19 protein-coding genes are annotated in these 17,626 nt (G+C 69.7%); 3 read left to right on the top strand and 16 right to left on the bottom strand.

Annotated features, from left to right (window positions below; translation table 11 throughout):
• Nucleotides 1-6 precede the first annotated feature (6 nt).
• From plsX to H149_RS0103905, 3 genes are read right to left on the bottom strand one after another with little or no spacing between them, the layout of a single operon-like run.
• A complete protein-coding gene (plsX, locus tag H149_RS0103895) occupies nt 7-1,062 on the bottom strand; it encodes a phosphate acyltransferase PlsX (protein ID WP_039747867.1) in 1,056 nt (351 codons plus the stop codon).
• Nucleotides 1,063-1,080: 18 nt separating this feature from the next.
• Nucleotides 1,081-1,281, bottom strand: a complete 201-nt coding sequence (gene rpmF / locus H149_RS0103900; RefSeq protein ID WP_020648428.1) for a 50S ribosomal protein L32 — start codon at nt 1,279-1,281, stop codon at nt 1,081-1,083.
• A 26-nt stretch (nt 1,282-1,307) separates the two neighbouring features.
• Nucleotides 1,308-1,823, bottom strand: a complete 516-nt coding sequence (locus H149_RS0103905) for a YceD family protein (protein WP_020648429.1) — start codon at nt 1,821-1,823, stop codon at nt 1,308-1,310.
• A 67-nt stretch (nt 1,824-1,890) separates the two neighbouring features.
• On the opposite strand from H149_RS0103905, the gene H149_RS0103910 reads away from it, so the two are divergent.
• Entirely contained in the window at nt 1,891-2,499 is a 609-nt protein-coding gene (locus tag H149_RS0103910) for a Maf family protein (RefSeq protein WP_020648430.1), read from the top strand.
• Here H149_RS0103910 and H149_RS0103915 read toward each other — a convergent pair.
• Both H149_RS0103915 and H149_RS0103920 read right to left on the bottom strand, forming a co-directional pair.
• Nucleotides 2,496-3,167 (bottom strand): HAD family hydrolase, encoded by a 672-nt coding sequence (locus H149_RS0103915; RefSeq protein ID WP_020648431.1) that lies wholly within the window; start codon nt 3,165-3,167, stop codon nt 2,496-2,498. The two genes, H149_RS0103910 and H149_RS0103915, sit on opposite strands and share 4 nt — an antisense overlap.
• A 15-nt stretch (nt 3,168-3,182) precedes the next feature.
• A complete protein-coding gene (locus tag H149_RS0103920; RefSeq protein ID WP_026352828.1) occupies nt 3,183-4,103 on the bottom strand; it encodes an RluA family pseudouridine synthase in 921 nt (306 codons plus the stop codon).
• A gap of 299 nt (nt 4,104-4,402) precedes the next feature.
• Here H149_RS0103920 and H149_RS0103925 point away from each other — a divergent pair, with 299 nt between their 5' ends.
• A complete protein-coding gene (locus H149_RS0103925; RefSeq protein ID WP_020648433.1) occupies nt 4,403-7,384 on the top strand; it encodes an Rne/Rng family ribonuclease in 2,982 nt (993 codons plus the stop codon).
• A 104-nt stretch (nt 7,385-7,488) separates the two neighbouring features.
• Here the strand turns inward: H149_RS0103925 and kdsB are convergent, their stop codons facing one another.
• From kdsB to msbA, 4 genes are read right to left on the bottom strand one after another with little or no spacing between them, the layout of a single operon-like run.
• Nucleotides 7,489-8,274, bottom strand: coding sequence for a 3-deoxy-manno-octulosonate cytidylyltransferase (gene kdsB, locus H149_RS0103930; protein WP_020648434.1), 786 nt, complete (start codon nt 8,272-8,274; stop codon nt 7,489-7,491).
• A complete protein-coding gene (locus H149_RS0103935) occupies nt 8,271-8,453 on the bottom strand; it encodes a Trm112 family protein (protein ID WP_026352829.1) in 183 nt (60 codons plus the stop codon). The genes kdsB and H149_RS0103935 overlap by 4 nt, the downstream gene beginning before the upstream one ends.
• Nucleotides 8,446-9,447: a tetraacyldisaccharide 4'-kinase gene (lpxK, locus tag H149_RS0103940; RefSeq protein WP_020648436.1), complete on the bottom strand. Its 1,002-nt coding sequence runs from the start codon at nt 9,445-9,447 to the stop codon at nt 8,446-8,448. Before lpxK ends, H149_RS0103935 begins: the two co-directional genes overlap by 8 nt.
• A complete protein-coding gene (gene msbA / locus H149_RS0103945; protein ID WP_020648437.1) occupies nt 9,444-11,210 on the bottom strand; it encodes a lipid A export permease/ATP-binding protein MsbA in 1,767 nt (588 codons plus the stop codon). Before msbA ends, lpxK begins: the two co-directional genes overlap by 4 nt.
• A gap of 70 nt (nt 11,211-11,280) precedes the next feature.
• Between msbA and H149_RS0103950 the strand changes: the two genes are divergently transcribed.
• The gene (locus H149_RS0103950; RefSeq protein ID WP_020648438.1) at nt 11,281-11,622 is read left to right on the top strand and encodes a histidine triad nucleotide-binding protein; all 342 of its coding nucleotides are present in this window, start codon (nt 11,281-11,283) and stop codon (nt 11,620-11,622) included.
• Nucleotides 11,623-11,725: 103 nt separating this feature from the next.
• Here H149_RS0103950 and H149_RS0103955 read toward each other — a convergent pair whose 3' ends face one another.
• From H149_RS0103955 to H149_RS0103985, 7 genes are read right to left on the bottom strand one after another with little or no spacing between them, the layout of a single operon-like run.
• The gene (locus tag H149_RS0103955) at nt 11,726-13,327 is read right to left on the bottom strand and encodes a sulfite reductase subunit alpha (RefSeq protein ID WP_020648439.1); all 1,602 of its coding nucleotides are present in this window, start codon (nt 13,325-13,327) and stop codon (nt 11,726-11,728) included.
• Nucleotides 13,324-14,349, bottom strand: a complete 1,026-nt coding sequence (locus H149_RS0103960; protein WP_020648440.1) for an FAD:protein FMN transferase — start codon at nt 14,347-14,349, stop codon at nt 13,324-13,326. The genes H149_RS0103955 and H149_RS0103960 overlap by 4 nt, the downstream gene beginning before the upstream one ends.
• 8 nt (nt 14,350-14,357) lie before the next feature.
• On the bottom strand, nt 14,358-15,236 hold the full coding sequence (locus H149_RS0103965) for a DUF4198 domain-containing protein (RefSeq protein ID WP_026352830.1): 879 nt from the start codon (nt 15,234-15,236) through the stop codon (nt 14,358-14,360).
• 47 nt (nt 15,237-15,283) lie between these two features.
• Nucleotides 15,284-15,796 carry a DUF2271 domain-containing protein gene (locus H149_RS0103970; protein ID WP_245540455.1) on the bottom strand — a complete coding sequence of 171 codons (513 nt, stop codon included), beginning with the start codon at nt 15,794-15,796 and terminating at the stop codon, nt 15,284-15,286.
• 11 nt (nt 15,797-15,807) lie between these two features.
• The gene (locus H149_RS0103975; protein ID WP_020648443.1) at nt 15,808-16,440 is read right to left on the bottom strand and encodes a PepSY-associated TM helix domain-containing protein; all 633 of its coding nucleotides are present in this window, start codon (nt 16,438-16,440) and stop codon (nt 15,808-15,810) included.
• Nucleotides 16,441-16,453: 13 nt separating this feature from the next.
• The gene (locus tag H149_RS0103980) at nt 16,454-16,885 is read right to left on the bottom strand and encodes an ExbD/TolR family protein (protein WP_020648444.1); all 432 of its coding nucleotides are present in this window, start codon (nt 16,883-16,885) and stop codon (nt 16,454-16,456) included.
• A gap of 3 nt (nt 16,886-16,888) precedes the next feature.
• The gene (locus tag H149_RS0103985) at nt 16,889-17,626 is read right to left on the bottom strand and encodes a MotA/TolQ/ExbB proton channel family protein (protein ID WP_020648445.1); all 738 of its coding nucleotides are present in this window, start codon (nt 17,624-17,626) and stop codon (nt 16,889-16,891) included.

Consider the following 17,626-nt stretch of genomic DNA (forward strand, 5'->3'; position numbering starts at 1 on the left):
CCGGCGTCAGGCTTCGCCGGACGCGGCCTTCGGCAGCTGCGGCAGCGCAACCGCAAGCAGCCGCGAGATGCGCGCCGGCACGTCGTGCTGGACTTCGCGCACGGCGACGCGGATCGCCGAAGCGAAGGCCAGCGCGTCGGCGCTGCCATGCGACTTGATGACGATGCCGTTGAGGCCGACCAGGCTGGCGCCGTTGTAGTTGCGCGGATCCATGCGCTTGCCGAGCGCCTTGAGCGCCGGCATCGCCGCGAGTGCGGCGAGCTTGGTGAACGTCGAGCGCGTGAATTCCTGCTTGATGTAGTGGTAGATCAGCTTGGCGACGCCTTCGCCGGTCTTCAGCGCGATGTTGCCGGTGAAGCCGTCGCAGACGACGACGTCGATGTCGCGCAGGAATACACCGTCGCCTTCGACGAAGCCGATGTAATTCAGCTGCGAGGCCTGCAGCAGATGCGCGGTCTGCTTGATGACCTCGTTGCCCTTGATCTCTTCCTCGCCGATGTTGAGCAGCGCCACCCGCGGCCGGTCGATGCCGTAGATCGCCGTGACCAGCGCAGACCCCATGACGGCGAACTGGAACAGCTGCTCGGCACTGCATTCGGCGTTGGCGCCGAGATCGAGCATGTGCACGTGGCCGCTCATCGACGGAATCGGCGAGATGATGGCCGGCCGGTCGATGCCCGGCAGCGTCTTCAGCACGAACTTGGCGGTCGCCATCAGCGCGCCGGTGTTGCCGGCCGACACCACGGCCTGCGCACGGCCGTCGCGCACGAGGTTGATCGCCACGCGCAGCGACGAATCCTTCTTGTTGCGCAGCGCCTTGGACGGCGCCTCATCCATGCCGACCACTTCCGCGGCGTGCTGCACGGCGATACGCGCGCGCAGCGGCGCCGCCGGCTTGCGCGCCTTCAGCGCGGCTTCGACCAGCGACTCGTCGCCGACCAGGACCAGTTGCAGCCCCTCGTGCTCGGCCAACGCCAAAAGAGCGGCGTCCACGGTCGTTTGCAGACCGTGATCGCCGCCCATGGCGTCGATCGATAAAACGACGGGAGCCGTAGCGGGCATGCCCGACGGCACCGGCGCTTACTCGCCGGCGTCGGCCGCCGGAGCCGTGTCCACGACCTTCTTGCCGCGGTAGTAACCGTCGGCAGTCACGTGGTGACGGCGGTGCGTCTCGCCCGAGGTCGGGTCGGTCGACAGGGCCGGAGCCTGCACCTTGTTCTTCCAGTGCGCGTGGCGGTGGCCGCGTTTCGCACGGGACTTCTTGGAATCCTGAACTGCCATGTCTCTAACTCCGTCGGGCGGATGCCCTACTGCTGTTTACCTAAACGCTCTTTCAGCGCCGCGAATGGGTTCTGTTCCCGGCGGACCTCCCCGCTTTCGTCCGCAGGTGCGGCCGGCGAGGCTTGGATCGCATTTTCGCACGATTCACAACGCGGCAGCATCGGCAGTGCCAGCAGGAGTTCGTCTTCGACGATCTCGCGCAGCGGCAGGCTGTCGTCCTGCACCAGATACGGATCCGCCTCGTGCAAGACGGACTGCTCTTCCTCTTCGGTGTCGACCAGACGCAGGTCGACCTCGACGTGCATCGGCCAGGCGTACGGCTTTTCGCAGCGCTGGCAGCGCAGCGTCAGCGCTCCATCCAGCGTGCCGCGCAGCCGCGCTTGGCCCTGCGACTTCGACGCCTGCAGGCCGATCTGCACCTCGCCAGCGTCGTCGGCCAGCAAGGGACGCAGACGCTCGAAGCTGCGCACCGGCAATTCGCCGCGGTACGCTTGGCTCTGCGCGACGGCGGTCGATGCCCGGACGCTCTGCGGAATCGGCATGCTCGCTCCGGCCCCGAAAAAGGGCGCGAATCATAGTCACGCCCCCTTCAAAAGTCAAAGAATTCCAATGCTTAATATCGCTTCTCCGGCCCGCATCAGCGCCGACCGGCCGCTCGTCCTCGCATCCGGCTCGCGCTACCGGGCGGAACTGCTGGCGCGCCTGCGTCTGCCGTTCGTGGCAAAGGCCTCCGCGGTCGACGAAACACCGGCGCCCGGCGAAGCGGCCGAAGCGCTGGCGCAACGGCTGGCGCGCGCCAAGGCTGCAGCGCTCGCCAGCAGCCACCCGGGCCAGTGGATCCTCGGCTCGGATCAGGTCGCAAGCCTCGACGACGCGATCCTCGGCAAGCCCGGCAGCCTCGAACGCGCCCGCGCGCAGCTGTCGCGCTGCAGCGGTCGCGAAGTGCGCTTTCTGACGGCGGTCGCACTGACCGACGGCGAGCGCACGCTCGAAGCCCTGGATCTGACCGTCGTGCGCTTTCGCGCGCTGCACGCCGACGAGATCGAGCGCTACCTCGACGCCGAGCCGGCGCTCGACTGCGCCGGCAGCTTCAAGTGCGAGGCTTACGGCATCACGCTGTTCGAGGCGATCGAGAGCCGCGATCCGACCGCACTGATCGGCCTGCCGCTGATCGCCGTGCGGCGCCTGCTGTCCGAAGCCGGTGCGCCGCTGCCCTAGCGACTCGCGGTACGCGCCTGCGCGAGCCAGCCCGGCAGGTCGCCGACCCGTTCGAGCAGCGCACGCGCGCCGGCGCCGAGCAGGCGCTGCGGCGCGTGCACGCCGCAGGTCACGCCGATCGCCGGCATGCCGATCGCGCCCGCCATCGCCACGTCGAACTCGGTGTCGCCGACCATCAGCGCCTGTTCCGGCTGCAGCCCCTCGTCGATCAGCAATTCCCTCAGCATCAGGGGGTCGGGCTTCGAGGCTGTTTCGTCGGCCGTGCGCGAATTGACGATCAGCTCGCGAACGTCGACGTGGTGCGCCAGCGAACGATCGAGGCCGCGGCGGCTCTTGCCGGTCGCGATCGCCAGGCGCAAACCCTCGCCATGCAAGGCCCGCAGGGCATCAAGCCCCTGTGCGAACAGCGGCGCCTCGCCGCCGCCGTCGGCCAGCCAGTGCGCGCGGTAGCGGTCGAGCAGCTGGCGCAGATAGTCGACGTCCGCGTCCGGATACAGCCGCTGCAAGGCGTCGACCAGGCCGAGCCCGATCAGCTCGCGAATCGATTCGTCGGAGCGCGGCGGCAGCTCGAGCGCGGCGATCGCCCGCTGCATCGCACCGACGATCTGCGCGGCGGAATCGGCGAGCGTGCCGTCCCAGTCGAAAATGACAAGCCGGATGCGATCCATCGTGCAGCGCCCTCTTCAGCGCGCGCGCGGCAGGCGGTCGAGCACGTCGCGCAGTTCGTCCGGCAGCGCCGCGTTGAGGATCAGCTTCGGGAAGTCGCCCTCCGGCGCCAGCTTCAGGAAGTGCGAATGCAGGAACATGCGCTTGAGGCCCAGCTCGCGCAGCGGCTTGTTGTCCTCGCGCTCGCCGTACTTGGTATCGCCGGCGACCGGATGGCCGAGCGCCAGCGCGTGCACGCGAATCTGGTGCGTGCGGCCGGAGAAGATCTGCACCTCGCAGAGCGTCGCATCGCGATAGCGGCTCTTCGGCGAGAAGCGGGATTTCGACGGTTTGCCGTCGTCCTCGTCGATCTTCACGCGGCGCTCGCCCGACTGCAGACGACTCTTGACCAGCGCGGCGTCGACATCGCGATCCTCGCCGCGCCACTTGCCGATCAGCAGCGCGAAATAGCGCTTCTCCGCCTCGCCGTGCTTGAGCGCGCGCTGCGCGCGCAGCAGCGCCGGCCGCGACTTGGCCAGCAGCAGCACGCCGCTGGTATCGCGATCGAGACGGTGCGCGAGCTCGATGAAATCGTATTTGTTCCAGGCCCGGACGGCTTCGATGACGCCATACGGCACGCCGCTGCCGGCGTGCGCAGCCAGCCCCGCCGGCTTGGAGATCGCCAGGTAATGCTCGTCCTCGTGCACGATCGCCGCGCGCAGGCGGTTGAGGACCGCGTCCGGCGGACGCGCCACCTGTGCCTTGTCGGCGGCGCGGACCGGCGGAATGCGCACCTCGTCGCCGGACGACAGCTTTCTTTCTGCCTTGACGCGCCCGCCGTTGACCCGCACCTGGCCCGAGCGCAGGAGCTGGTAGACGTGCGACTTCGGCACGCCAGGCAATTGTTTCAGAAGGAAATTGTCGATCCGCTGCCCCTCATCTCGGGCACCGGCCGACACATATCTGACTTGTGGACGATCTTGTGTCAAAATAGGAATGTCCGTCGATTCAGGTCGAAATTCCGTTCCCGAATCGACGGTTACGGAAGAAAAATGAGATGCAGGGCTCGTTGCTATTGTATCAGCCCGACATCCGCTCCGAATTCCAGTCGCCGCGCCGCAACCGCTGCAGGTGGCTACAGGTTTAAATCAGAACGCGCGTGCACCGCGCCGGGGAGACTCCATGACGATTCGCGAAAACCGCGGAATCCGGGACGAGTCCACCGACGCCGGTCGCTGCGCCTTACAGGACTTTTCACATGAAGCGCATCTTGATCAATGCCACGCAGCGCGAGGAGCTGCGCGTGGCGATCGTCGACGGTCAGAAGCTGCAAGATCTCGACATTGAAACCGCTGCCCGCGAACAGAAGAAGGGCAACGTCTACAAAGGCCGCATCACCCGCGTCGAACCCTCGCTCGAAGCCTGCTTCATCGACTACGGCGCCGAGCGCCACGGCTTCCTGCCGGTCAAGGAAATTGCCAAGTCCTACTTCAAGGAAGGCAAGTCCGGCGGCAACCTGCGCGAGCAGCTCCAGGAAGGCCAGGAGATCATCGTCCAGGTCGAAAAGGAGGAGCGCGGCAACAAGGGCGCGGCGCTGACCACCTTCGTCTCGCTGGCCGGCCGCTACTTGGTGCTGATGCCGAACAACCCGAAGGCCGGCGGCGTGTCGCGCCGCGCCGAGGGCGACGAGCGCGAGGAAGCCAAGGAAGCGCTCGAAAAACTGCAGATCCCGGACGGCATGGGCGTCATCATCCGCAGCAACGGCGTCGGCCGCACGGTCGACGAGCTGCAGTGGGATGCCAACTACCTCGCCGAGATCTGGACCGCGATCGAAAAGGCCGCGGCCGAGCGTCAGGGCGCGTTCCTGATCTACCAGGAAAACAACATCATCCTGCGTGCGCTGCGCGACTACCTGCGCTCCGACATCGGTGAAGTCGTGATCGACAACACCGAGATCTTCGAGCAGGCGAAGACGCACATGGAGCATGTGATGCCGCAGAACCTGCCGCGTCTCAAGCTCTACAAGGACGAAATTCCGCTGTTCTCGCGCTTCCAGATCGAATCGCAGATCGAATCGGCGCATGAGCGCACCGTGCGCCTGCCGTCGGGCGGCTCGATCGTCATCGATCCGTCGGAAGCGCTGACCGCCATCGACATCAACTCGGCGAAGGCGACCGGCGGCGGCAGCATCGAGGACACGGCGTTCAACACCAACCTCGAAGCGGCCGACGAAATCGCCCGCCAGCTGCGCCTGCGCGACCTCGGCGGCCTGATCGTCATCGACTTCATCGACATGAACTCGACGAAGAACCAGCGCGAAGTCGAAAAGCGCCTGGAGCAGGCCGTCGAGATGGACCGCGCGCGCATCCAGCTCGGCAAGATCTCGCGCTTCGGCCTGCTCGAGCTGTCGCGCCAGCGCCTGCGCCCGAGCCTCGGCGAGCACACGCAGATCCCCTGCCCGCGCTGCTCGGGCCGTGGCCACATCCGCAGTGTCGAATCACTGGCGCTGTCGATCCTGCGCCTGATCGAAGAGGAATCGATGAAGGACCGCACCGGCCGCGTCATCGCGCAGGTGCCGGTCGACGTCGGCACCTTCCTGCTCAACGAAAAGCGCCTCGCCGTGCGCGAGATCGAGGCGCGCTACCGCACCTACATCACGCTGGTGCCGAACCCGACGCTGCATACGCCGAACTACGAGATCAAGCGCGTCCGCGCCGATCATCTGCAGCAGGACAACAACGACAGCACCAGCTATCAGCTCGTACAGGACTTCGACGCCAAGGCGCAGGAGGATCTCGGCAAGGGCGCGACCGTGCAGAAGACCCTGCCCGAACCCGCCGTCAAGCAGATCCTGCCGTCGACGCCGGCACCGACGCCGGTGGTCGTGCAGCAGCCGGCGCCGGTCGTCATGCAGCCGGTCGTCGCCACCTCCGGCGACGGCCTCTGGACGCGCCTGATGCGGCTGCTTGGTTTCGGTCCGCGTGCGGCCAAGCCGATCGCCGCGCCGGTGCCGCCGCCACGCCGCGAAGGTGGCCGTCGCGACGAGCGCCGTGATGAGCGTCGGGACGAGCGCCGCGGTGGCCCGCGCGACGCGCAGCGCCGCGATCGTGGCCGTGGTGACGGCCGCGGCCAGCCGCGCGACGGCCAGCCGCAGCGCGGCCAGCAGCAGCCGCAGCGCAATCCGCAACAGCAGCAGCCGCAGCGTCAGCCGCAGCCCCCGCGCCAGCCGCAGCCGCAGCAGGCCCAGCCGCAGCGCACCAGTCAGGGTGCGAGCCCGGCGCCGCAAGCGCCGCGCCCGAACCTGAACCCGGTCCCGGCCGCCCGCGCCGAAGCCGCGCCGGCACCGGCACCGGCCGAGCTGGAAACGGCCGCCATCCCGGTCGAGATCGGTGCCGAAGCCGGCGCCACCCCGAACACAGCACCGCGCACGGGTGAAGAGCGCAGCGCCGGTGGCGGACGCCGCCGCCGCCGCGGCGGTCGCGATCGCCGCGAGCGCGAGGCCGCGCGCACGCTTGAGGCCGGCGCCGCGGCCGAGGCTGTCGATGCAACGCTGAACGAGGCCGAAGCGCTCGCCTCCGAAGAAACGACGTCGCAGGCCGCCGAAACCGGCACCACCGTCGCCGCGAGCACGCCGGCGACCGTCGAACCCGCCCGGACGCCGGACGCCGAAGCGCCAGTCGCCGAAGCCGCGGCGAGCGCGCCGGCGCGGACCGAGCGTGTCGAGACGCAGCTGCCGCTGTTGCGCGAAGTGACACGGGATGAGGAGCCGATGGCGGCAGCGGTCGTCGCCGCCGAGCCGGCGCCCGAAGTGCAGGCCGCCGCGGAGCCGGCGCCAGTCGAGGCGCCCGTCGCCAGCGCCGCGAGCGAAGCGCCGGCGGCTGCACAAGCCGCGCCGGAGGCGATCGAAGCCGAAGCGCCGCAGGCACCCGCGGTCGTCGCCGGCGTCGAGCCGCAGGCCGCCGAGCCGGCAGCCGAAGAGCCGGCACCGCAGATCGCCGCGGCCCCGGTCGTGAGCGAGACGGTGGCCGACGCCGCCCCGCCGGCCGTCGCCGCCGCCGCGTCCGCGGAGACGACGACGGCCGCGACGCCGGAATCGGCGGCCAGTGGCGGCGCGCCGCAGTTCCGCGCGACGGCGCCCGCCGCCGACTACTTCAAGCTGTTCGAGAGCGCGACGCGTACGGCGCAGAACGCCGCGCCCGACGCCGACCAGGACAAGCCGGAAGACCAGAAGCCGGCCTGAAGACCCGAGCGGCAACGAAAAAGGCGACCCTCGGGTCGCCTTTTTCATGCCGGCTTCATGCCCGCGGCCGCACAGCCGCCCGAGCCTCTGCCCGCGCCGCGAATTCAGCCGGCCGCCGCCGACAGCAGGCGCTCGACCGCGCGCAGATCGTCCTCGGTATCGACGCCGCGCGGCGGCGGCGCGTCGGTGATGCCCATGCGGATGCGCAGGCCATGCGTCAGCGCGCGCAGCTGCTCGAGCGCCTCGCAATCCTCGAGCGGCGCCGGCGACAGACCGCTGAACTCGACCAGCGCCGCGACGCGATAGGCGTACAGGCCGATATGGCGGAAGGCGAGTCCGTTCGGCAGGCGCGGCGCCTCGCGCGTCGAGCCTTCGCGCCGCCAGGGAATCGGCGCGCGCGAGAAATACAGCGCGTAACCGCGGCGATCCATGACCAGCTTCACGACGTTCGGATTGAGCCACTCCTCCAGCGTGTGCAGCGGGTGGCACAGCGACGCGATGTGCGCCTGCGGATCGTCGGCCAGCAGATCGGCGGCCTGGCGCACCAGCGCCGGCGGCATCAGCGGCTCGTCGCCCTGCAGGTTGACGACGATCGTCGAGGCATCCCAGCCGGCCTGGCGCGCGATCTCGTTGGCGCGGTCGGTCCCGGAATTGTGAGTCGGCGCCGTCATCCGCACGTCGGCGCCGAACGCGGCACAGATCTTGAAGACCTCGTCGGAGTCGGTCGCGACGATGACTTCGTCGGCGCCGGCCTTGCGGGCGGCCTCCCAGACGTACTGCACGATCGGCTTGCCGGCGATCTCGCGCAGCACCTTGCGCGGCAGGCGCGTCGAACCGAGGCGCGCCGGGATGACGACTTTGAAACCCGGGCGCGTGGCGTCGGCGCTCATGCGCGCAGTTCCTCGTCGCTGAGCGTGCGCGCTTCGTCCTCGAGCATCACCGGCACGTCGTCGCGGACCGGGTACGCCAGCCGCGACGCACGGCACCACAGTTCCTGCACGTCGGGGTGCCATTCGAGCGGCGCCTTGGTGACCGGGCAGACCAGAATCTCGAGCAATCGCTTATCCATCATTCCTCCGGGCCTGCGCCGCGCGCAGGCGTTCGACGCATTGTCGCACACGCGCCGTGGCCGCTTCGTCGAGCTGCGCGTCGACCGGCACCGCCCACAGGCGCGCGTCGGCGAAGGCGCGGCACTTCACGGCATCCTTCTCGGTCATGACGACCGGCCAGTCGTCGCCGAACGCAAGATCGGCCGCCGCGAACGCGTGATGATCGGCGAACGAATGCTCGCGCAGCCGCAGTCCGGCCGCGGCCAGGCTCGCGAAGAAGCGCGACGGATCGCCGATGCCGGCCACGGCATGGACCGTCGCGCCGCGAAAATCGGCGAGCGCGCGCCGCTCTCCGTCGACGAGACGCCGCAGCGCGCCGGCACGCAGCTGCATGCGCAGCGCGCCAGCCGCCTGCCAGCCGTCGCCGTTGACGACGAGCAGGTCGATGTCAGCGAGCCGCGCCGCCGGCTCGCGCAGCGGGCCGGCCGGCAGCAGCGCACCGTTGCCGAGGCCGCGGCGGCCATCGACGAGGCAGATCTCGAGATCGCGACCGAGACGGTAGTGTTGCAGGCCGTCGTCGCTGACGATGATGTCGACCGCCCCGTCGGCGAGCAGCGCGCGCGCCGCCGCCACGCGATCCGGATCGACGACGACCGGACAGGCGCAGCGCTGCGCGATCAGCAGCGGCTCGTCGCCGCTGTGCCGCGGATCGCCGTCCGGCGCCACGCGATGCGGATAGCGCGGCGCATGACCGCCATAGCCGCGGCTGACGACGCCGGGTCGCCAGCCCCATTCGCGCAGGCGCTCGACCAGCCAGATCGTGAACGGCGTCTTGCCGGTGCCGCCGACGCTGATATTGCCGACCACGATCACCGGCACCGCAATGCGCACCGCCGCGGCGCGCAGGCGTCGCGCGCGTGCCGCGGCCAGTGCACCGTACAGCGCCGCGAACGGACGCAGCGGCAGCGGCGGCGGCAGCGGCGCGTACCAGCGGCGTTCGAGCCAGGCCTTCAAGCGCCGCTTTCCCCTTCGTCGAACTGCATGCGGTACAGCGCGGCGTAATAGCCGTCGGCCGCGAGCAGTGTCTCGTGCGTGCCGGTCTCGACGATGCGGCCATCCTGCATCACGGCGATCAGGTCGGCGCGCTGGATGGTCGACAGACGGTGCGCGATCACCAGCGTCGTGCGCCCCTCGACGAGCTTGTCGAGTGCCGCCTGGATCATGCGCTCGGACTCGGTATCGAGCGCCGAGGTCGCCTCGTCGAGGATCAGCAGCGGCGCGTTCTTCAGCAGCGCGCGTGCGATCGCCAGGCGCTGGCGCTGGCCGCCCGAGAGCTTGGCGCCGTTCTGGCCGATCGGCGTCTGCAGGCCCTGCGGCAGCTTTTCGATGAACTCCCAGGCATGGGCCAGCCGCGCCGCTTCGGCGATCGCGGCCTCGTCCGGCATGGTGCGCAGCCCGTAGGCGATGTTCTCGGCGACGCTGGTGTTGAACAGGCGCACCTGCTGGTCGACGATCGAGATCTGCTCACGCAGATCGTGCAGGCGGTATTCGCGCAGATCGCGCCCGTCGAGCAGGACCTGACCGCTGTCGCAGTCGTAGAAGCGCGGCAGCAGGGCGAGCAGCGTCGACTTGCCGCTGCCCGACTTGCCGACGAACGCCACGGTCTGTCCCGGCGCGATGCGCAGATTGATGCCGCGCAGCGCTTCCTGCTGCTGCGCGTCGTAGCGGAAGTGCACGTCGCGGAACTCGATCGCCCCGCTGGCGCGCGCCAGCGGCCGCGTCCCATCGGCCGGTTCGGCCGGCTCGTCGAGCAGCTTGAACAGCTCCGAACCGGCGGCGATGCCGCGCTGCAGTTTCTCGTTGACGCCGCCCATGCTCTTCAGCGGCTGGGTCAGCGACAGCATCGCCAGCATGAACGCCGCGAAGGTGCCGGGCGTCATCTGCTGCAGCATGTGCGGCTGAGTCGCGAAATAGACGATCGCCGCGACCGCCCAGGCCGCGATGAACTGGATCAAGGCCGAGCTGCCCGCCTTGGTGGCGACGATCTTCATGCTCAGCCAACGGTTGTTCTCGTTGACCTTGGCGAAGTACGTGCGCTCGAACTCCTGCGCATTGTGGATCTTGACGATGCGCTGGCCGAGCACCGCCTCGTCGACCGCCTCGGTGACGTTGGTGATGCTGTCCTGGATGCGCACGCTGATGCGGCGGAAGCGCTTGGTCACGTAACTGATGATCAGCGCGATGAACGGCAGCACGACGAACGCGAACAGGGTCAGACGCCAGTTCAGATAGAACATGTAGCCGATGTAGAACGTCACCGTCAGGCTGTCCTTCAGCGTGCTCGTCAGCACCGTCGTCGTCGCCTCGGCGATCTGGTCGACGAAGTACGTCAGGCGCGACACAAGCTGCGCCGAGTTGACGCGGTCGTAGAAGCGCGAGGGCAGCTGCAGCAGCTTGTTGAACACGCGCTCGCGCATGTCCTTGACGACGCGCCGCGCGACCCACGCCATGCCGTAGGTCGACGCGAACGACGACAGGCCGCGCAGCAGGAACAGGCCGATGATGTAGAACGGGATCAGGCGGATGTAATCCTGGTTCTGCTCGACGAACGCGCGATCGAGCAGCGGCTTGATCAGGGCCGCGAACGCGGTGTCGACACCGGCGAGCGCCGCCGTCGCCAGCGCGGCGAGCGCCATGATGCGCCAATGCGGCAGCGAGTAGCCGAGCAGTCTGCGGTAGGTCTTCCAGGCGTTCTTGTCGAGGGGGTCTTTTGCCATTTCGGTCGCTTTTATGGGCGGCGATATGCTATCAAGTCGGCCCCCACCGTACCCGTGCCGGACGTCGCCCATGAGCAAGACGCTGTTCGAGAAGATCTGCGACCGCGAGATTCCTGCCGAGATCGTCTACGAGGACGAGCTCTGCGTCGCGTTCAAGGACATCCATCCGCAGGCGCCGGTGCACATCCAGCTGGTGCCGCGCAAGCCGATCACCATGCTCAGCAACGCCGAGCCGTCCGATCAGTCCCTGCTCGGCCATCTGCTGCTGACCGCGCCGAAGATCGCCGCCGCGCAGGGCTATCCGGATGCCTTCCGTCTCGCCGTCAACAACGGTGCGGCGGTCGGACAGTCGGTGTTCCATCTGCATGTGCACATTCTCGCCGGCCGCCCGTTCAAGTGGCCGCCGGGCTAAGAGCGTCACCCGCCCGCCAGAATGTGCACGGCGTGCATCGCTTGAGGCGATCGCCTGCGCGATCGCGGCGGGCCGGCCGCCCGTTCAAGTGGCCGCCGGGCTGTCAGTACACGTCGCGCCGGTATCGTCCGCTCTCGACGAAGGCATCGTAGGCGTCGTCGCCGAGCGTCTCGCGCAGCACCGCGTCGACCGCCGGCGCCATGCCGTCAAGACTGCCGCAGACCAGCACCTCGGCGCCGTCGGCAAGCCATGCGCGCAGCCGCGGCTGCTGCTCGCGCAGGCGCTGCTGCACGTAGAGGCGCGCGTCCTGATCGCGCGAGAACGCGAGATCGAGATGCGCTAGCCGGCCGGCCTGCAGCCAGCCCTCGAGCTCCGCGCCGAAGAAGAAATCGCGTGCCCGCTGCCGTTCGCCGAACAGCAGCCAGTTCCGGTGCTGGCCGGCGGCCAGGCGCGCCTTCAGATGCGCGCGCAGCCCGGCGATGCCGGTGCCGTTGCCGATCAGGATCAGGGGCCGCGCCGAGACCGCGAGCCGGAAGCCCGGATTGGCGCGGATGCGCAGCGCGATCTCGCCGCCGAGCGGCGCGAACTCGGTCAGCCAGCCCGAGCCGTGGCCGAGGCGCCCCGACGCGTCGCGCATCTGCCGCACCAGCAGTTCGAGCTTGCCGTCCTGCGGCAGCGAGGCAATCGAGTATTCGCGATGCGGTAACGGCGGCAGCCGCGCGGCGAGCGCGTCGGCGTCGAGCCCGCGCAGCGCGCCGATTTCCTCCGGCGTCTGCGGCAGGCGCCGGTCAGCGAGGCGCGCCGCCAGCGACGGCGGATCGCCGCTGCAGCCGAGCGCGCCGAGCAGCTGCAGCACCGCCGCCGGCGCGTTGCGCGGCCCGATCTCGGCGATGTCGCCGGCCTGCCACGAGGCTTCGTCGTCGAGCGCCTGCAGCGCCAGGCGGAAGACCGCGCCACCGACGCTTTCCGGGTTGAGCCGTTCGCGTTCGACGAGTCGCCAGCGCGCGTATTGCGGCGGCTGCCAGTCGTCGAGTTCGGCATGCCCGGTGAGCGGACCCAGTTGCTGCTGCCAGTGCCGCAGCGCGCCCGGATCGCCGTCGTCGACCTCGACGAGATCGAACATCGCCTGCGCGCCGGCGCGGCGCAGCCAGTGGTCGAGCGCGTGGCCGAACGCGCAGAAGCTCGCGTAGCGGCGGTCGCCGAGCGCGAGCACGCCGTAGCGCAAGCCGCCGAGCGACGCGCCCGACCCGATGGCGCGGCGCACGAAGGCGTAGGCGCTGTCCGGCGCGTCGCCCTCGCCGGTGGTGCTGACGACGAACAGCGCCCGGCCGCCGGCCAGCACCGTCGGCTCGAGCTGGCCGAGCGGCAGCAGGCGCACGCCGCGTCCGGCAGCGCGCAGCGCGGCGGCCGTCTGCTGCGCGAGGCGCTCGGCCGTGCCGGTCTGGCTGGCGTGGACGACGAGGATCGCGTCGTCGTCCGTCGATAGCACCGGCGCCGGACGACGCGCGCGCAGCGCGCGCGCGGTCCAGGCCGCGTAGACGGACAGCGCCAGCGCCGCCAGCGCGAGCCGCGCCGGCGTCGGCCAGACCCAGAGCTGCGCGCCGGTCTGCCAGACGAGCGAAACCGCAGCCAGCGCCAGCGCGGCGACGCCGATCAGCACGCCGGCGATCCGCGGCGCACGCGAGCTCCTTGCTTCGCCGCTCATTCGAGCAGCGCCGCCAGCGCCGGACTGAGGCGTTCGCGCGCGTCGCCCGATGCCGTGCGTTCGACGAAGGCGGCGGCAATACCATGCTGTACCGCGAACGCGTATCCGGCCTGCGGCCCGAGCACCATCAGCGCCGTCGCCAGCGCGTCGGCCTGCAGGCAGCGCGAATGCACGACGCTGACGGCGGCGAGCCCGTGCGCGACCGGCCAGCCGCTGCGCGGGTCGATCGTGTGGCCGTAATGCCGTCCCGCGTGCGCGAAAGCGCGGCGGTAGTCGCCGGAGGTCGCCACGGCGAGCCCGTGCAGCGCGATCAGCGCGACCGGCAGCGCACCGGCCGGCGGCGGGCGCTCGAACTCGACCCACCACGGCGTGCCGTCCGGCTTGCAGCCCTGCCCGCGCAACTCGCCGCCGACTTCGACGAGGTGATGCACGAAGCCGGCCGCCTGCAGCGCGGCGCTGACGAGATCGACGCCGTGGCCTTTGGCGATCGACGACAGATCGAGGCGCACGCCGCCGGCCTGCCAGGCGCTGCGCGTCGCTGCGTCGAGGCGCACGCGCGCCCAGCCGGCGGCGGCCCGCGCGCGATCGATCTCGCCCGCATCCGGCGGCGTATCGCGGCGCGGCGCCGGGCCGAAGCCCCACAGATCGACCAGCGCGCCGCAGGCCGGATCGTAGGCGCCACCGGTGGCGGCGGCGAGCGCGAGGCCCGCCTGCAGCACGGTGAAGAAGTCGTCGGGCAGGCGCTGCCAGTTGCCGCCAGCGGCATTGAAGCGGCACAGATCGGAACCGGCTTTCCAGGTACTCATCTGCGCATCGACGCGATCCAGCTCGCGCTGCGCGAGCGCACGCACGGCATCGTCGTGGCGCGGCGACGACGCGACGTAGGCGACGCTCCAGCGCGTGCCCATCGTCTGTCCGTCGAGGCGGCGCACCGTGGCGCCGAGACCGGCCGGCTCCGGCAGCGAGGCCAGATCGAGCGGGATGAAGACCTGCCGCGCGGTGACCGGCGGCAGGTCCGGCAACGTTGCGCTTACGGCAGCACCTCGAGCGTTGCCGTGTACGAAGCGCGGCGCGGCAGCGGTTCGTCGCCGCCCTTCTTCTTCGCCTTCGGCGCCTTGGCGGCCGGCGGCGCGTCCTCGCCGGGTTCGCCGCCCGGACCACCCATGCGGCCGCCGCCGATCGCGGCGTTGAGCCAGTACATGCCGGCCTGCGGCCAGGTGATCGCGAACGCGCCGTCGGCGCCGGTCGTCACCGTGATCTCGTCCTGCTGGTCGCGATAGCGCGTGCCGCCGGGCACCACGCTGACCTTGAGACCGGCGGCCGGCTGGCCGTCGAGCAGCAGCTTGAAGCTCGCGGTCTCGCCGGCGACCAGATCGTTCGGATGCGTGACCGGCACGAGTTCCAGACCGCTGCCGGTCGGCGCCAGCACTTCGCTGCTCGGCTTGCCGACCGTGACGAAGGTTTCGAGCCGGTTATCGGCGAGCGTGACCTGCAGATCCCTGGCCTTGGCCGGGACTTCCTTCTTGAACGCTTCGGCGCTGCCGCGCCAACGCTTGGTCTGCCGGCTGTCGTCCTTCCAGCTCGCGAACATGCCGCTGCTGGCGTTGACGATCTTGTAGGTGCCGACCTGCGGCAGCGGCACGTCGAAGGTGCTGCGATAGTGGCCGGTGGCGACGTTCTCCGGCGTCAGGCGGCTGCCGTCGGGGGCGATGATCGCCAGGCTGTCGAGACGCACCGGATTGTGGTCGAAGTAGAACAGGTCGTTCGACACGGCGGCGTCGACCGTCACGTAATGGCCGACCTCCGAAAGCACCGTCGACGACGGCAGGAACCAGGACTTGTGCGCCTGCGCCGACAGCGGCAGGCCGAGGGCGAGCAGCAGGCTCAACGGCTTGAGGAGAGATTTCATGCGTACGGCTCCGGTTCGACGGTTGGGCGTGACGGGTCTTCTGGGTTTCAGGGCTTGAGCGCGAGCGTGACGCGGCCGAGCTCGGCCGAGCCCTGCGCACTGAGCTGCTCGGCCTTGGCGATCGGCCACTGGAACGGGATCTTCAGCAGCTCGCGGCCGCCGACTTCGCGCGCCGCCTCGACCATCAGCTGATACTGGCCCGGCGCCAGTTCCGGCAGCGGCGCCTTGCCGGCGCTGAAGTGCAGCGTGTGCTCGCCGACCACACGCGTCGCGCCGCTGACGCCGTCGACCGGCATCTGCAGCTCGCGACCGCTGCGCCGCCACCACTGGCGCAGATCCTTGAGCCACTTGGTGCCCTCGCCGTCCTTCTTCTTCAGCTCGTACCAGACCGCGAGGTTGGCGGCGACGCGCTGGTCGGCGCCCTCGATCCAGACGGCGACGTAGGGACGGTGATACTCGGCGACGTCGAGCTGCGGAATCTGCAGCGTGACGTCGAGTTCGGCAGCGGCGGCCGGCGCCGAGACGGCGCCGCAGAGCAGGACGGACAGCGAAGTGCGCATGCGCATGACCTTCAATGCAGGAACAGGAGGATGAACAGCAGCGGGATCAGCACGCCGAGCCCGACCATCGGCCAGGTCGCCGGGCGGCGGCCGGCATGCAGCTGCAGCAGGCACAGCCCGGTGACGCAGAACAGCACGCAGGCGACCGCGAACAGGTCGATGAACCAGGTCCACATCGCGCCGGTGTTGCGCCCCTTGTGCAGATCGTTGAGCCAGGCGATCCAGCCGCGGTCGGTGCGCTCGTACTGCCACGCGCCGTCCGGCAGCGCGATCGTCAGCCAGGCGTCTCCACCCGGCCGCGGCAGCGACAGATACAGCTCGTCGGCCGACCATTCACCTTCTTCGGCATGCACGCCCAGCTCGCGCGCCAGCCAGTCGCGCAGCGCCTCGGGCAAGGGCGCCCGGCCGTCGCGCGCGGCGGCGTCGAGTCCGGCGCGCAGATCATGCGGCACCTGACCGTCACGTTTCGTCACGATCGGTTTCGTCTTGATCTGCGCGGCGTGGTTCAGCGTGATGCCGGTGACCGCGAACAGCAGCATCGCGACCAGACAGACCGCCGAGCTGATCCAGTGCCACTGGCGCAGCGTCTTCAGCCACCAGGCGCGGCGCTGCACGGCGGCCAGGGCGGGTTCGGCGGCGGTCACGGGCGCTGCCGGCTCAGGGCGCCGCCGGCGCAGCCGGCGGGTCGGTGACGAAACCGATTTTGCTCAGGCCCGCCTTGCCGGCTTCGCTCATCACGTCGGCGATCACTTCGTAGCGCGTGTTGCGATCGGCGTGCAGATGCAGCTCCGGCGTCGGCGACTTGGCGGCCGCGTCATGGAAGCGCTGCAGCATCGCGGCGCGGTCGAGCGCCTCGCCGTTCCAGAACAGCTTGCCGTCGGCGTCGATCGCCAGCTGGATCACCTCGGCCTTGCTCACGTTCTGCTCGCTCGACGCCTTCGGCAGATCGATCTTCACCGCGTTCGTCAGCAGCGGCGCGGTGATGATGAAGATGACGAGCAGCACCAGCATGATGTCGACCAGCGGGATCACGTTGATCTCCGCCATCGGCGCGGCGCTGCGATTGCCGCTGAAGCTTCCGAAAGCCATCGCTTACGTCCTCGCGGCGCTCTTCAGCGGCGTGATGTGCCCCGCGGCCTGCGGCTCGATCTTGGCGCCGGTGGCGAGGAAGGTGAACAGGTCGTGCGCGAAGGCATCGAGCTGCGCCAGCGTCACGCGATTGGCGCGCACGATGAAGTTGTAGCCGAGCACCGCCGGGATCGCGACGGCCAGACCGATCGCGGTCATGATCAGCGCCTCGCCGACCGGACCGGCGACCTTGTCGAGCGTGCCGGCACCGGACAGGCCGATCGCCATCAGTGCGTGGTAGATGCCCCAGACCGTGCCGAACAGCCCCAGGAACGGCGCCGTCGAACCGACCGACGCCAGGATCGTCAGCCCGGATTCCATCTTCGCGGTTTCCTCGTCGATGGTCTTGCGCAGCGTGCGCGTGACGAAGTCGCTGGAGCTGCCGGCCTCGTTGAGCCGGTTGACGCCGTGCCGTTCGTGATGACGGCTGGCAGCGATGCCGTGATAGGCCAGATGCGAGAACGGCTCATCCGGATGCTCGTGTTCGAGGTGCGCCGCGACCTTGTCGAGCGAAGGCGCGTTCCAGAAGAAATCGAGGAAGCGCTCGCTGCGCCGGCGCGTGCGCGCGTTGGCGATCGCCTTGGTGATGATCAGGTACCAGCTCGTGATCGAGGCGAGCAGCATGATGACGAGAATGGTCTTGGCGACGATGTCGGCCTGACCGAGGAAGTGGCCGAAGCCGAGACCTTGCGTTGCGTCCAT

The organism is Solimonas variicoloris DSM 15731 (assembly GCF_000382285.1).
In the GTDB taxonomy this organism is placed as follows: Bacteria; Pseudomonadota; Gammaproteobacteria; order Nevskiales; family Nevskiaceae; genus Solimonas; species Solimonas variicoloris.

What these genes read in the sequence shown, in the direction of transcription:
- plsX (WP_039747867.1), bottom strand. Translation starts at nt 1,062, where the DNA reads ATGCCCGCTACGGCTCCCGTCGTTTTATCGATCGACGCCATGGGCGGC.
- rpmF (WP_020648428.1), bottom strand. Translation starts at nt 1,281, where the DNA reads ATGGCAGTTCAGGATTCCAAGAAGTCCCGTGCGAAACGCGGCCACCGC.
- H149_RS0103905 (WP_020648429.1), bottom strand. Translation starts at nt 1,823, where the DNA reads ATGCCGATTCCGCAGAGCGTCCGGGCATCGACCGCCGTCGCGCAGAGC.
- H149_RS0103910 (WP_020648430.1), top strand. Translation starts at nt 1,891, where the DNA reads ATGCTTAATATCGCTTCTCCGGCCCGCATCAGCGCCGACCGGCCGCTC.
- H149_RS0103915 (WP_020648431.1), bottom strand. Translation starts at nt 3,167, where the DNA reads ATGGATCGCATCCGGCTTGTCATTTTCGACTGGGACGGCACGCTCGCC.
- H149_RS0103925 (WP_020648433.1), top strand. Translation starts at nt 4,403, where the DNA reads ATGAAGCGCATCTTGATCAATGCCACGCAGCGCGAGGAGCTGCGCGTG.
- kdsB (WP_020648434.1), bottom strand. Translation starts at nt 8,274, where the DNA reads ATGAGCGCCGACGCCACGCGCCCGGGTTTCAAAGTCGTCATCCCGGCG.
- H149_RS0103935 (WP_026352829.1), bottom strand. Translation starts at nt 8,453, where the DNA reads ATGGATAAGCGATTGCTCGAGATTCTGGTCTGCCCGGTCACCAAGGCG.
- msbA (WP_020648437.1), bottom strand. Translation starts at nt 11,210, where the DNA reads ATGGCAAAAGACCCCCTCGACAAGAACGCCTGGAAGACCTACCGCAGA.
- H149_RS0103950 (WP_020648438.1), top strand. Translation starts at nt 11,281, where the DNA reads ATGAGCAAGACGCTGTTCGAGAAGATCTGCGACCGCGAGATTCCTGCC.
- H149_RS0103955 (WP_020648439.1), bottom strand. Translation starts at nt 13,327, where the DNA reads ATGAGCGGCGAAGCAAGGAGCTCGCGTGCGCCGCGGATCGCCGGCGTG.
- H149_RS0103965 (WP_026352830.1), bottom strand. Translation starts at nt 15,236, where the DNA reads ATGAAATCTCTCCTCAAGCCGTTGAGCCTGCTGCTCGCCCTCGGCCTG.
- H149_RS0103970 (WP_245540455.1), bottom strand. Translation starts at nt 15,796, where the DNA reads ATGCGCACTTCGCTGTCCGTCCTGCTCTGCGGCGCCGTCTCGGCGCCG.
- H149_RS0103980 (WP_020648444.1), bottom strand. Translation starts at nt 16,885, where the DNA reads ATGGCTTTCGGAAGCTTCAGCGGCAATCGCAGCGCCGCGCCGATGGCG.
- H149_RS0103985 (WP_020648445.1), bottom strand. Translation starts at nt 17,626, where the DNA reads ATGGACGCAACGCAAGGTCTCGGCTTCGGCCACTTCCTCGGTCAGGCC.